The following is a 12,332-nucleotide window of genomic DNA, read 5'->3' as shown; positions in this document are numbered from 1 at the left end:
AGACAGGCTGATTAAGTAGAGATACTGTCTAGCCATGCCCCAGCAACCGTGGCCGAGCGAATGGCTCCGAGGACTCCTCACCCTGGCGGTCCTCCGGGTCCTGGCGGACGGCCCCACCTATGGCTACGCCATCGCGACGACCCTCGAGGACAACGGGTTCGGCGCGATCAAGGGCGGGACGCTCTATCCGTTGCTCAGCCGCCTGGAGACGGCCGGCCAGGTCACCACCGAGTGGCGCCAGGGCGACGGCGGCCCCGGCCGCAAGTACTTCCAGCTCACCGTCGACGGCCGAGAGGCACTGGGGCGGCAGTCCACCCAGTGGCGCGAGTTCGCCCACCACACCACACGTTTCATCTCCGAGGAGGAGCAGTGATGACCATGACGGCACAGGATCGGAAGTGGATCGAGGAGCTCGTCATCGCACTGCGGCTGCGAGACGTGCGCGGGGACGCGATCGGCGATGCCGCCGCGGCCGTCGAGTCCCACTGCGCGGAGAGCGGGGAGACTGCTCAGGAAGCCTTCGGCGACCCGCGGGAGTACGCCGCCAGCCTGGACTTCCCGAACGACCTGTTGATCACCGCCACGGCCAGGGATTGGCTGGGCCTCCTGGGGCCGGTCGTGGCGGGCCTGATGGGTCTGACGGCAGCCACCGCCACGATCCGGGCCGTGCGCCTGGGGCAGGAGGTCGAGATCTCTGTCGGTCAGCTGGCCTCGTTCGCCTTCCTGGCCGTGTTCGTGCTCCTGACCGCGCGGGTCCTGGCCGCGTTGCTGCGTCACGTGGTGGCCGGGTCCCTCTTCCTGGGCGCCGGGCTCGTGGGCGCGACCGCCCTTTCGGTCGTGCTCCAGCAGACGGCGTTCTCCGCGGATCCGTTGGTCATGGGCCTCGTGGCGGCACTGCTCCTGGCGTTGTCCGTGGTCGGCAACCGGCGTCTGGCCGGCCGTCCGACCGACCCGGTCCGCGACCCGCGGGACGGTCGCGACCGCTACAGCCGATCTGACACCGCCGACGGTCGGGGCAGCGCGGCAGCGCAAGCCTTCGCGGCCGCCAGCGGCTGGGTCTACGTGCTGGCCGCGGTGGCGCTCGGCGCCCTCACCTGGTTCACGGCCGGCTGACACGGCACCGCGCGGTGCTGTAGGAGCTCGGGGCGGGGTGCGCGTCAGGGGGAGGCGCACCCCGCCTCGTCATACGGCAGACTGACCGCCATGCCTGCCGAGGACCGCAACCGCCCCGCCATCCTGGTCGTCAGCGGTGCGCACGGCCCCGACATCGAGCGGGAGCTGGCAGCGCGCTACGGCACCGACTACGACCTCGTCCTCACCACCGGGCTGGACGAGGCCCTCGACGTGGCCCAGGGATTCGCGGCGCGCCAGCGTCTCGTGGCCCTGGTCGCGGCCGAGGTGGATCTGCCCGACAGCACGGCGCTCCTGGCCCTGCGGGTCCTGCACCAGGCCCTGCCGACGGCCAAGCGCCTCGTGCTCCTCGTCGGTCCGGACGCCACGCAGCACTTCCCGGCCATGCGCGAGGCGCAGCAGCGCGGCGCCATCGACACCTATCTCATGCTGCCGCGGGGGCCGCGCGACGAGGAGTTCCACGCGGCCGTCACCGACCTGCTCTCCGACTGGGGCGCCACGGTCGCGGCCCCCGAGGTGCCGATGCTCACCATCGTGTGCGAGACGAACTGCCCTCGCACCGCAGGGATCCGGGACTTCCTCGACCGGATGGGCATGCCCTGCCGCTCGGTCGTCGACAGCTCCGAGGAGGGCCGGGCGATCCTCGACGGCCTGGCTCGGGAGGGCCAGGAGACCCCCGTCCTCCCGGTCATCGTCGCGCACGGGCGCGAGACCATCGTCGATGCGACCATCGCGGACGTGGGGCGGGCGCTCTACGGCGGGTTCGACGCCCTGGCGAGGGATTCGTGGCGGACCTGGCCGTGATCGGTGCCGGTCCGGCGGGCCTGGCGGCGGCCGTGTATGGCGCCAGCGAGGGCCTCACCACCGTCGTCGTCGAGGCCGACGCCATCGGCGGGCAGGCCGGGAGCAGCTCGATGATCCGCAACTACCTCGGCTTCCCGCGCGGCATCTCGGGGATGCGGCTGGCGCAGCGAGCCCGCATGCAGGCCATCAGGTTCGGGGCGCGCTTCTTCGCAGGCACCCCCGTCGAGGCGCTCGAGCCCGGGCGGGTGCACGGCGCCGAGCTGCGGCCCGGCGGGCTGCACCGCATCACCGTCGCGGACGGAGCAGCCCTCGAGGCCCGCGCCGTGGTCATCGCGACGGGCGTGACCTAGCGCCGGCTCGGCGTGGAGCCGCTGGAGGCCCTCGTGGGACGCGGCGTGCACTACGGCGCCGCCGCCTCCTCGGCCCGCGAGGTCGCCGGCCAGGACGTCTACGTCGTCGGGGGCGGCAACTCCGCGGGGCAGGCGGCCCTGCACCTCAGCCGGTTCGCCCGGTCGGTGACGATCGTCATCCGGCGCGACGACCTGCGAGCGACCATGAGCGACTATCTGATCCGCGAGCTCGACGGCAACCGTCGGATCACCGTCCTGCCCCGCACCCAGGTCGTCGACGGCGGCGGCGACCCGCGCCTCGCCTGGCTCACGCTGCGGGACACCGCCGGCGACGAGCGACGGGTCGACGCGGCCGGCCTCTACCTCCTCCTCGGCGCCCAGCCCCACTGCGCGTGGCTGCCGCCCAAGGTGTCCCTGGACCAGCGCGGGTTCGTGCGCACGGGACCCGACACGGACGAGACCTGCTGGTCCGACGGCCGCCCGCCGGCGTCGTTCGCCACCAACCTGCCGGGCGTCTTCGCCGTGGGCGACGTCCGCGCCGGCTCCATGAAGCGCGTCGCCTCGGCCTCCGGCGAGGGCGCCGCCCTCGTGCACGCCTACCTCGACGAGCCGGGGGCGAGCGACGCCGCCGGGTGACGGCGCCTACGGTGGTGGGCATGAGCCGAATGTCGCTGAGGGGCCAGGTCCCGCCGTTCCACGTCATGGAGGTCATGAAGTCCGCTGCGCGGCGGCGGATCACGCACGGGGACGTGATCGGCCTGCACGTCGGTCAGCCCAGCACGGGCGCACCCCGGGCAGCGCGGGACGCCGCCATCGCCGCGATCGACGGTCAGGTGCTCGGCTACACCGAGGCGGTGGGGGACCTCGTTCTGCGGGAGGCGATCTGCGAGCACTACGCCGCGACATACGACCTCGACGTCCACCCGGGGCAGGTGATCCTCACGACGGGGAGCAGCGGAGGGTTCACGGCGCTGTTCCTCGCGGCCTTCGAGGCCGGCGACGAGGTCGTGGTGACCCGGCCGGGCTACCCCGCCTACCGCAACACCCTCGAGGCCCTCGGGTGCCGCGTCGTCGACCTCGACTGCGGGCCGGAGACGGCCTACCAGCCCACGATCGCGATGCTCGAGGCGCTCGCGACCCCACCAGCCGGCCTGATCCTCGCCAGCCCCGCCAACCCCACGGGCACCGTCGTCCCGCCGGACGAGCTCGCGGCCGTCGCGCGCTGGTGCGAGGCGAACGACGTCCTGCTCGTCAGCGACGAGATCTACCACGGGATCTCGTATGCCGGCGCGCAGCCCACCACGGCGCGGAGCACCTCCCGCGCGGCCGCCGTCGTCGGCAGCTTCTCGAAGTACTTCTCGATGACGGGCTGGCGGCTCGGCTGGATGCTCCTGCCGGACCACCTGCTGCGGCCGGTGGAGCTGCTCCTCGGCAACCTCAACCTGTGCCCGCCCGCCGTCAGCCAGGCGGCCGCGCTCGGCGCCCTCACGCCGGACGCGCAGGACGAGCTGCGCTCGCACGTCGAGCGATACGCCCACAACCGTGACCTCGTGCTGCAGCGGCTGCCGGAGATCGGCGTGCACGACCAGGTGCCGCCGTCCGGCGCGTTCTACGCGTGGTGCGACGTCGCGCACCTCACGAGCGACTCGGTCGCGTGGTGCACCGAGGTCATGGAGCGCACGGGCGTGGCCCTCACCCCCGGCGTGGACTTCGCCCCCTCACGGCCGGGTGGCGACCCGGCGCTGGACGGCAGCCACTTCGTGCGCATCTCCTACGCCGGCAGCCCGGCCGACGTCACCGAGGGCTTCGACCGCCTGGCCCGGTTCGTCACCGGCTGACCACTCCGCCCTTCACCTCCCCGCTCCCCGCTCCCCGATGTCGGGGATGAGGTGGGGGGCTCAGCGGTCGTCGACCTGCTCGTATGCCGCCGGCCGCCGCTGGATCGCGGCGATCCGCGAGGCGTCGAGCTTGGGGGAGCGGTCGAAGGCGTAGATGCCGTTCTGCTCCTGGAAGACGTCGGTGAGCTGGGTGTAGCAGTAGCCCGCCACGCCGGGGTCGTCGAGCAGCACGCGCGTGAGCCCCTCGTAGCGCGAGTACAGCTCGTCCAGGTCCCGCACCCGCTGCCCGTAGCCCCACGAGCTGTCCTGGTCGGTCCCGTCGGCGTGAGCCCCGTCGGTGCGAGTCCCGTCCTGCCCCTCGGCTCCGCCGGACGCGTCACCCGATCCCGCTGGCGCCCACCAGATCCCGCCGTACTCCGACACGAGATAGGGCTGTCCGGCGTACGGCACGGACCAGTCCTGGCCGGGCAGGTCGACGAGAGGCTCACCCGCGGCCAGCCCCTCCATGAGGACCCGGAACCTCCACGGTCGCTGCTCGTAGCAGTGGGCGTCGTAGACGTCGGTCTCGGGCACGCGGTGCGACCACCCGGACGCGTCGATGACCGGTCGCGTCGGGTCGATCGCCTTGGTGGCCAGGAACATCGCCCGCGTCACGTCGTCCAGGACGGTGATGTCGTCGGCGAGGTCCTGCTCGGTCTCGTTGAGCGGGCACCACCCGATGATCGACGGGTGGTTGACGTCCCGCTGCAGCACCTCGACCCACTGGGTGACGAAGGATGCTGTCGGGGACTGGATCTCGCCGTGCCCCTCGCGCACCTTGGCGCCCCAGTCGCCGAACTCGCCCCACACGAGGTAGCCCAGCCGGTCGGCGTGGTAGAGGTAGCGCTCCTCGAAGACCTTCTGGTGCAGGCGGGCTCCGTCGAATCCCGCCGCCAGGCCCAGCCGGATGTCGAGCTCGAGCGCGGCGTCCGACAGGGCCGTCATCAGCGTCCCGGGCCAGTAGCCCTGGTCCAGGACGAGCCGCTGGAACAGTCGCTCGCCGTTGAGGCGGATCTCGTTGCCGTGCACCGAGATCGAGCGCAACCCGGCGTATGACGTCAGCTCGTCGACGACCTCCCCGTCGCGGTCGACCAGCCGCACGACGAGGCCGTAGAGGTGTGGGTCGCCGGGTGACCAGGGACGAATCTCTGCCTCCGGCAGCGTGATTCGCACCCGTGGCGCGAGGTCGAGGTCGGATCGCGTCGTGGCGGAGGCGATCACGACGGCGGCCCCGGCGTCGGCGTCGTCGGTGCGGTCCGTGACGTCACCCGACCCGCCACCGTCGTCCCCCGGCCCAGCACCGGCGTCGCCCAGCCCTGCGTCGCGCGTGACCTCCACGACGACCCGGCCACCGGGCAGGTTGCCGCTCAACGGGATCGACACGTCCAGCGCCCCGCCCGCGAGGTCGGGCGAGACGTGCAGCCGTCGCACGTGCACCGGTGGGACGGCCTCGAGCCAGACGGTCTGCCAGATGCCGGTGGTGCGGGTGTAGAAGCAGCCCGACCGGGCATAGCTCGTCGCCTGCTTGCCCCGCGCCTGCGGCCCGCGGCGCGGGTCACGCGCCCGCACGACGATCTCGACGGTGTCGCCCGGGCCCACCCCGGCGCGGGACAGGGGCGCGGACACCGGCGTGAACCCGCCGCGGTGGCGGGCGATCTCGACGCCGTTGGCCCACACGGTCGCGTCGTGGTCGACGGCGCCCAGGTGCAGCCACGCGTCGGCCCCGGCCCAGGACGCCGGCACGACCACCGTCCGGCGATACCAGACCGCCTCGTGGAAGTCTTCGTCCCCGATGCCGGACGCCGTCGACTCCGGGCAGAACGGCACGAGGATCCGGCCCGACAGCGGGCGGGACACCAGCCCCCGCTCGTAGCCGCTGTCGCCGCGGTCGGTCTCGAACTCCCACTCGCCGTTGAGGTTCAGCCACCGCGTCCGCACCAGCTGCGGACGCGGGTGCTCGGGGCGCGGGACGCCCGACCCCACCCCGACGGACAGGTCCGGCGCCGCTCCCAGCACCGGCTGGGCAGCCGGCCGCAGGGAGGGGCGTCGGCGCCAGACGGCCTGCTGGGCCCGCCACGCGAGGCGGGCCGCCCGCCCGGCGACCCTCACCCGATGGTCCACGTGTCCTTGCCGCGCAGCAGGGCGTCGAGGTCGGCGTCGCCCGCGGGGCCCCCGGCGGAGGTAACCGCACCGGCGATCTGGCCGCGCACGAGGTCGTCGTAGGTCGGTCGGGAGACGGACCGGAAGATGCCCATGGGCACGTGCAGGTGATCGCCGGAGTCGAGCCGCGACAGCGCGAAGGCCTGGGCGGGGTCGTCGGCGCCGGCGTCGTGGACGACGATCCGGCTCTCGTCCGTCACCGAGCCCTCGTGGACGACGTCGAGCGAGCCGGAGTCGGACCGCACGACGACGTGGTCGGCACCCGCGCGGACCGGCTGTCCGTCCTCGAGGTGCACGAGCCGGGCCGCCGCCTCGCCGCGGTCCTTGAGCAGCTGGAACGCGCCGTCGTTGAAGATCGGGCAGTTCTGGTAGATCTCGACGAAGGCCGTGCCGCGGTGCTCCGCCGCCGCGCGCAGCACCTCGAGCAGGTGCTTGCGGTTGGAGTCCATGGTGCGGGCGACGAAGGTCGCCTCCGCGCCGAGCGCCAGCGAGAGCGGGTTGAACGGGTGGTCCACCGAGCCGGCCGGGGTCGACTTGGTGACCTTGCCGACCTCGGACGTGGGGGAGTACTGCCCCTTGGTCAGGCCGTAGATCTGGTTGTTGAACAGCAGGATCGTCATGTTGACGTTGCGCCGCATCGCGTGGATGAGGTGGTTGCCGCCGATCGACAGGCCGTCGCCGTCACCGGTGACGACCCAGACCGACAGGTCGGGACGCGCCGTCACCAGACCGGTCGCGATGGCCGGGGCACGGCCGTGGATCGAGTGCATGCCGTAGGTGTCGAGGTAGTACGGGAACCGGCTCGAGCAGCCGATGCCCGAGACGAAGGCGATGTTCTCCCGCTTGAGGCCCAGGTCGGGCAGGAAGGACTGCACGGCGGCCAGCACGGCGTAGTCGCCGCAGCCGGGGCACCAGCGCACCTCCTGGTCGGAGGTGAAGTCCTTCTTGTTCTGAGGGGCGTCGCCCTCTGCGAGGCGCGGCACGCCGCTGAGCCCGTGGGTGGGGATGCCGAGGTCGATGGTGGTCATGCGCGCTCCTCCTTGGGGGTCGCGGGAGCGGGGGTATGACGGGGGTCCAGCTCGTGCAGCGCCTCGTGGATGGCGTCGGACAGCGTGCTCGCCGTGAACGGCAGGCCCCGCACCTGGGTGAGCGCCCGCACGTCCACCAGGTATTCCGCGCGCAGCATCGTGGTGAGCTGGCCCATGTTCATCTCCGGGACGATCACGCGGTCGTAGGCGCGCAGGACCTCGCCGAGGTTGGCGGGGAAGGGGTTGAGGTGCCGGATGTGGGCCTGCGCCACCTCGGCGCCGGTGGAGCGGGCGTAGCGCACGCCCGCGCTGATCGGACCGTAGGTCGAGCCCCACCCGAGCATGAGCACCTTGGCCTCGCCGGTGGGGTCGTCGACCTCGACGTCGGGTATGCCGGCCACGCCCGCGACCTTGGCCGCCCGCAGCCGGGTCATCCGGTCGTGGTTGTCGGGGTCGTAGGAGATCTCGCCGGTGACGTCCTTCTTCTCGATCCCGCCGACGCGGTGCTCGAGGCCGGGCGTCCCGGGGATCGCCCACGGGCGGGCCAGGGTGTCGGGGTCCCGCAGGTAGGGGTGGAAGACGGGGGTGCCGTCGGCGGCGGTGGCGTTGGGCTCGGTCGCGATGCCCGGGTCGATCGAGGCGATCTCGGACACGGAGGGGACCTGCCACGGCTCGGACCCGTTGGCGAGGTAGCCGTCCGAGAGCAGGAACACCGGCGTGCGGTAGGTCACCGCGATGCGCACGGCCTCCAGCGCCGCGTCGAAGCAGTCGCTGGGGGACTGCGCGGCGACGATCGGGACCGGTGCCTCGCCGTTGCGGCCGTACATCGCCTGCAGCAGGTCGGCCTGCTCGGTCTTGGTGGGCAGGCCGGTGGAGGGGCCGCCGCGCTGGACGTCGACAATCACGAGTGGCAGCTCGAGCGAGACGGCGAGGCCGATGGTCTCGGTCTTGAGGGCGAGGCCGGGGCCCGAGGTGGTCGTGACGCCGAGGGCGCCGCCGAAGGATGCGCCGAGCGCCGCGCCGATGCCCGCGATCTCGTCCTCCGCCTGGATCGTGGTGACGCCGTACCTCTTGAAGCCGGACAGGGCGTGCAGGATGTCGCTGGCCGGGGTGATCGGGTAGGCGCCGAGCACGAGCGGCAGGCCGGCCTTGTACGCGGCGGTCGCGAGGCCGTAGGCGAGGGCGGTGTTGCCGGTGATGTTGCGGTAGAGCCCGGGCCGCATCGGCGCGGGGCCGATCTCGTAGGCCACCGCGAAGTCCTCGGTGGTCTCGCCGTAGGCGTGGCCGGCGTGCAGCGCGGCGACGTTGGCGGCGAGGATGTCCGGCTTGCTGCCGAACTTGGCGGACAGGAAGCTCTCGGTCGAGTCCAGCGGCCGGGTGTAGAGCCAGGACAGCAGCCCGAGGGCGAACATGTTCTTGGCCCGCTCCTTGTCCTTGCGGGACAGCGGGAAGTCGGCCAGGGCCTCGACGGTGATCGAGGTCAGCGGCAGGGCGTGCAGGTGATAGCTGTCTAGCGAGCCGTCCTCGAGCGGGTTGCTGTCGTAGCCGACCTTGCCGAGGTTGCGCTTGGTGAACTCGTCCTGGTCGGCGATGACGGTGGCGCCGCGGGGCACGTCCGGCAGGTTGGCCTTGAGCGCCGCCGGGTTCATCGCCACGAGGACGTCGGGGTTGTCGCCCGGCGTGAGCACGTCGTGGTCGGCGAAGTGCAGCTGGAAGCTCGAGACGCCGGGGAGGGTGCCCTGCGGTGCCCGGATCTCGGCCGGGAAGTTCGGCAGGGTCGACAGGTCGTTGCCGAGCACGGCGGTCTGCGAGGTGAACCGGTCGCCGGTCAGCTGCATGCCGTCACCGGAGTCTCCTGCGAACCGGATGACGACACGCTCGAGCCGGTGGACTGCCTTGGTGGCCATAAGGGCGAACTCACTTCGCTTTCATCGACACGACATCTTTGGATCAACCAAACGCCATGTTATGCATGGCTGGCGCCGTCGGGCACCTTCGTCCATGGTAGGGCTCACATGCTGGGCGCCGACGTGCTGCGGCGGCGGGGGCTGGCGCCGGAGCAGGCCCTGGGGGCGTCACCCCGATTTCATCTCTCGGCCCAACCCGTGTATTTTGGTCGACGCACTCCCAACGAGTGCACTTCCGAGCGCCTAGGCACTCGGGCCCCCTTAGCTCAGTCGGCAGAGCGTTTCCATGGTAAGGAAAAGGTCGTCGGTTCGATTCCGACAGGGGGCTCTCGCAAGCCCCGTCCACCGCGGTGGGGCTTGTCCCAAGGCGGGGTAGCTCAGCTGGTTAGAGCGCACGACTCATAATCGTGAGGTCGCGGGATCGAGCCCCGCTCCCGCTACCAAGTTCATCGTTTCGCAAGGCCGGATCCTCCGGCACCCACTCCGAGAGCAGGTTGCCCCGTGGCTAGCAAGTCCGCAGACGTTCGCCCCAAGATCACCATGGCGTGCACTGACTGCAAGGAGCGCAACTACATCACCAAGAAGAACCGTCGGAACCACCCCGACCGGCTCGAGCTGGCGAAGTACTGCCCTCGCTGCAAGAAGCACACCGCGCACCGCGAGACCCGCTGAGCGCGTCCTGCGCATCCCGAGCGCCGTCCCTCCACCCGGAGGGGCGGCGCTCGTGCGTCATACCGGCTCGTATGCCGCACCGCCCCCCCCTCGTCGACCGGTCAGCTCCCGACGCGCCGTCTTCGTCGACTGGTCAGTTCTAGACGGGCCGCCCACGACCGGCGGGTAACCGCGCGACGCCGTTAGGGTGACGCCCATGCCAGTCAACGAGCAGTTCGCCGGGCGGACCTACCCGCCGACGGCGCCCTACCAGGTGGGCCGGGCCAAGATCGCGGAGTTCGCCGGGGCCGTCGGAGCCGTCGACGAGGTCCACACCGACGTCGAGGTCGCCCGCGCCCGCGGCTACGCCGACGTCATCGCCCCGCCGACCTTCGCCGTGCTGATCGCCCAGCAGGCCGACCGACAGCTGATGGAGGACCCGGAGGCGGGCGTCGACTTCAGCCGCGTCGTCCACGGCGAGCAGAAGTTCGTGCACCACCACCCCCTGACCGCCGGGGACGAGGTCGTGGCGACGATGACCGTCGACACCGTCCGCCTCGTCGGCGGCCACGCGATGGTGACCACCCGCAGCGAGCTCGCGACCGTCGGCGGCGAGGCCCGCTGCACGGCGACGAGCACCCTCGTCATCCGGGGAGAGGACTGACATGACCACCAGCAGCACCAGCAGCACCGGCAGCGCCAGCAGCACCGATCTCGGTGCGGTCGAGGTGGGCCAGACCCTGCCCGAGCGGACCCTGCCCATCACCCGCGCGATGCTGGTGGCCTATGCCGGCGCGAGCCTGGACCGCAACCCGATCCACTGGGACGAGCGCTTCGCCACGGGCGTGGGCCTGCCCGACGTCATCGCCCACGGGATGCTCACGATGGGCTCGGCCGTCCAGGTCGTCGTCGACTGGTGCGGTGACGCGGGCCGCGTCGTGGAGTACTCCACCAAGTTCGTGGCCCCCGTCGTCGTCCCTCACGACACCGGAGCTGAGGTCGTCCTCGGTGGTGTCGTCAAGAAGGTCGAGGACGGACGGGCTACGGTCGAGATCAGCGCCACGTGCGAGGGCAAGAAGGTCCTCGGGCGCGCGCTCGCGGTCGTCCGCCTCTGACGGCGCCGCGCCACCTGGCCTCAGCGTCACTGGGCCTCAGCGTTACCAGGCCTCAGGGTCACCAGGCCTCAGCGCCGGTGGACCCGTCATACCTCCGATCCCCCGAAGGACATCCATGCAGGTCGAGCACGACGCGCCCCTCGCACCGCTCACCACGATGCGCGTCGGCGGCCCCGCCGCCCGGCTGGTGACCGTGGAGACGACCGACGAGCTCGTCGACGCGGTGCGCGAGGTCGACGACGCCGACGAGCCGCTGCTGCTCGTGTCGGGCGGGTCCAACCTCGTGATCAGCGACGAGGGCTTCGAGGGCACGGTCGTCCGGGTCGCCACGCAGGGCGTCGACGTGCAGTCGCAGGACTACTGCGGCGGCGCGTTCGTCCGGGTGGCGGCGGGGGAGTCCTGGGACGGCCTGGTCGAGCGGGCCGTGACCGAGGGCTGGGCGGGCATCGAGGCCATGTCCGGGATCCCGGGCCTCACCGGCGCCACCCCGGTGCAGAACGTCGGCGCCTACGGCCAGGAGGTCGCCCAGACCATCGCGCAGGTCCGCGTCTACGACCGGCGTGAGCAGCGCGTCCGCACGTTCTTCCCCGACGACTGCGCCTTCACCTACCGCCACAGCGTGTTCAAGGGCGCCGACCGCTATGTCGTCCTCGACGTCGCCTTCCAGCTCGAGGCCGCCGACCTCTCCCGCCCGGTGGCGTATGCCGCCCTCGCGGCCGGTCTGGACGTGCCGCTGGGCACGCGCGTGCCGCTGCAGGACGCCCGCGAGGCCGTGCTGGTGCAGCGGCGCCGGCGGGGGATGGTGCTCGACGCGGACGACCACGACACGTGGTCCTGCGGCTCCTTCTTCACCAACCCGATCCTGCTCGCGCGCGAGTTCGCGGACCTGCAGGAGCGGGCTCGCGCCCACCTCGGGGCGGACGGCCCGGAGCCGCCGCGCTTCGACGCGGGGGAGGGCATGGTCAAGACCAGCGCCGCCTGGCTCATCGACAAGGCGGGCTTCACCAAGGGCTTCGGGCTGCCGGGCGAGGCCTCGCTGTCCACCAAGCACACCCTCGCCGTCACCAACCGGGGCGGGGCCACGGCCGAGGACGTCCTGGCCCTGGCCGGCACGGTCCGCGACGGCGTCCACGAGGCATTCGGCGTGACGCTGGTCAACGAGCCGGTCCTCGTCAACCTCTCCCTCCCGACCTACCTCAGGTAGTCACATCGGCCCGCCTTCGCACGCCAGGCGGATGTGACTACCTCAGGTAGATCCGCGCGCGAGGCCCCGTCCAGACGCAGCGCCGCACCGACCAGCACCGACCAG

11 protein-coding genes, 2 tRNA genes and 1 pseudogene are annotated in these 12,332 nt (G+C 72.0%); 11 read left to right on the top strand and 3 right to left on the bottom strand.

The features are described 5' to 3' along the window. The first annotated feature begins 34 nt into the window (after positions 1–34). From B4K29_RS04180 to B4K29_RS04160, 5 genes and pseudogenes are all read left to right on the top strand, one after another. Positions 35–373: a PadR family transcriptional regulator gene (locus B4K29_RS04180; RefSeq protein ID WP_286966458.1), complete on the top strand. Its 339-nt coding sequence runs from the start codon at positions 35–37 to the stop codon at positions 371–373. Next, positions 373–1,113: a hypothetical protein gene (locus B4K29_RS04175; protein WP_286966457.1), complete on the top strand. Its 741-nt coding sequence runs from the start codon at positions 373–375 to the stop codon at positions 1,111–1,113. The genes B4K29_RS04180 and B4K29_RS04175 overlap by 1 nt, the downstream gene beginning before the upstream one ends. A gap of 90 nt (positions 1,114–1,203) precedes the next feature. Beyond that, positions 1,204–1,935, top strand: coding sequence for a hypothetical protein (locus B4K29_RS04170; RefSeq protein WP_286966456.1), 732 nt, complete (start codon positions 1,204–1,206; stop codon positions 1,933–1,935). Then, positions 1,917–2,921: pseudogene (locus B4K29_RS04165) on the top strand (NAD(P)/FAD-dependent oxidoreductase). The gene B4K29_RS04170 and the pseudogene B4K29_RS04165 overlap by 19 nt, the downstream one beginning before the upstream one ends. Positions 2,922–2,941: 20 nt before the next feature. After that, a complete protein-coding gene (locus B4K29_RS04160; RefSeq protein WP_034252435.1) occupies positions 2,942–4,123 on the top strand; it encodes an aminotransferase class I/II-fold pyridoxal phosphate-dependent enzyme in 1,182 nt (393 codons plus the stop codon). Positions 4,124–4,183: 60 nt separating this feature from the next. On the opposite strand, the gene B4K29_RS04155 is transcribed toward B4K29_RS04160, so the two are convergent. The 3 genes from B4K29_RS04155 to B4K29_RS04145 form a co-directional block, all read right to left on the bottom strand. Beyond that, positions 4,184–6,145 carry a glycoside hydrolase family 2 protein gene (locus tag B4K29_RS04155; protein ID WP_286966477.1) on the bottom strand — a complete coding sequence of 654 codons (1,962 nt, stop codon included), beginning with the start codon at positions 6,143–6,145 and terminating at the stop codon, positions 4,184–4,186. 122 nt (positions 6,146–6,267) lie between these two features. Then, complete coding sequence (locus B4K29_RS04150; RefSeq protein WP_019286379.1) at positions 6,268–7,350, bottom strand: 2-oxoacid:ferredoxin oxidoreductase subunit beta; 1,083 nt, start codon at positions 7,348–7,350, stop codon at positions 6,268–6,270. Then, on the bottom strand, positions 7,347–9,257 hold the full coding sequence (locus B4K29_RS04145) for a 2-oxoacid:acceptor oxidoreductase subunit alpha (RefSeq protein WP_286966455.1): 1,911 nt from the start codon (positions 9,255–9,257) through the stop codon (positions 7,347–7,349). The genes B4K29_RS04150 and B4K29_RS04145 overlap by 4 nt, the downstream gene beginning before the upstream one ends. Before the next feature lie 255 nt (positions 9,258–9,512). Between B4K29_RS04145 and B4K29_RS04140 the strand changes: the two genes are divergently transcribed. The 6 genes from B4K29_RS04140 (at position 9,513) to B4K29_RS04115 (ending at position 12,227) form a co-directional block, all read left to right on the top strand. Beyond that, positions 9,513–9,585, top strand: a tRNA-Thr gene (locus tag B4K29_RS04140). A 38-nt stretch (positions 9,586–9,623) separates the two neighbouring features. Then, positions 9,624–9,700 (top strand) — tRNA-Met (locus B4K29_RS04135). 58 nt (positions 9,701–9,758) lie between these two features. Continuing rightward, positions 9,759–9,929, top strand: a complete 171-nt coding sequence (rpmG, locus tag B4K29_RS04130; RefSeq protein WP_029211260.1) for a 50S ribosomal protein L33 — start codon at positions 9,759–9,761, stop codon at positions 9,927–9,929. Between the two features lie 196 nt (positions 9,930–10,125). Continuing rightward, positions 10,126–10,572, top strand: coding sequence for an FAS1-like dehydratase domain-containing protein (locus tag B4K29_RS04125; RefSeq protein WP_029211259.1), 447 nt, complete (start codon positions 10,126–10,128; stop codon positions 10,570–10,572). A gap of 1 nt (position 10,573) precedes the next feature. Then, positions 10,574–11,023 carry a MaoC family dehydratase gene (locus tag B4K29_RS04120; RefSeq protein ID WP_029211258.1) on the top strand — a complete coding sequence of 150 codons (450 nt, stop codon included), beginning with the start codon at positions 10,574–10,576 and terminating at the stop codon, positions 11,021–11,023. A 115-nt stretch (positions 11,024–11,138) separates the two neighbouring features. Further along, positions 11,139–12,227, top strand: coding sequence for a UDP-N-acetylmuramate dehydrogenase (locus tag B4K29_RS04115; protein WP_286966454.1), 1,089 nt, complete (start codon positions 11,139–11,141; stop codon positions 12,225–12,227). Positions 12,228–12,332 lie beyond the last annotated feature (105 nt).

The organism is Arsenicicoccus sp. UBA6765 (assembly GCF_002453335.1).
In the GTDB taxonomy this organism is placed as follows: Bacteria; Actinomycetota; Actinomycetes; order Actinomycetales; family Dermatophilaceae; genus Arsenicicoccus; species Arsenicicoccus bolidensis.
Note: the sequence above shows the minus strand (reverse complement) of the source record. Positions and strands in the feature narration are given on the sequence as shown.

Excerpts from the sequence above, each read along its gene's own strand:
- B4K29_RS04125 (WP_029211259.1), top strand. The coding sequence starts at position 10,126 with ATGCCAGTCAACGAGCAGTTCGCCGGGCGGACCTACCCGCCGACGGCG.
- B4K29_RS04145 (WP_286966455.1), bottom strand. The coding sequence starts at position 9,257 with ATGGCCACCAAGGCAGTCCACCGGCTCGAGCGTGTCGTCATCCGGTTC.
- B4K29_RS04120 (WP_029211258.1), top strand. The coding sequence starts at position 10,574 with ATGACCACCAGCAGCACCAGCAGCACCGGCAGCGCCAGCAGCACCGAT.
- B4K29_RS04115 (WP_286966454.1), top strand. The coding sequence starts at position 11,139 with ATGCAGGTCGAGCACGACGCGCCCCTCGCACCGCTCACCACGATGCGC.
- B4K29_RS04150 (WP_019286379.1), bottom strand. The coding sequence starts at position 7,350 with ATGACCACCATCGACCTCGGCATCCCCACCCACGGGCTCAGCGGCGTG.
- B4K29_RS04180 (WP_286966458.1), top strand. The coding sequence starts at position 35 with ATGCCCCAGCAACCGTGGCCGAGCGAATGGCTCCGAGGACTCCTCACC.
- B4K29_RS04160 (WP_034252435.1), top strand. The coding sequence starts at position 2,942 with ATGAGCCGAATGTCGCTGAGGGGCCAGGTCCCGCCGTTCCACGTCATG.
- B4K29_RS04170 (WP_286966456.1), top strand. The coding sequence starts at position 1,204 with ATGCCTGCCGAGGACCGCAACCGCCCCGCCATCCTGGTCGTCAGCGGT.
- B4K29_RS04175 (WP_286966457.1), top strand. The coding sequence starts at position 373 with ATGACCATGACGGCACAGGATCGGAAGTGGATCGAGGAGCTCGTCATC.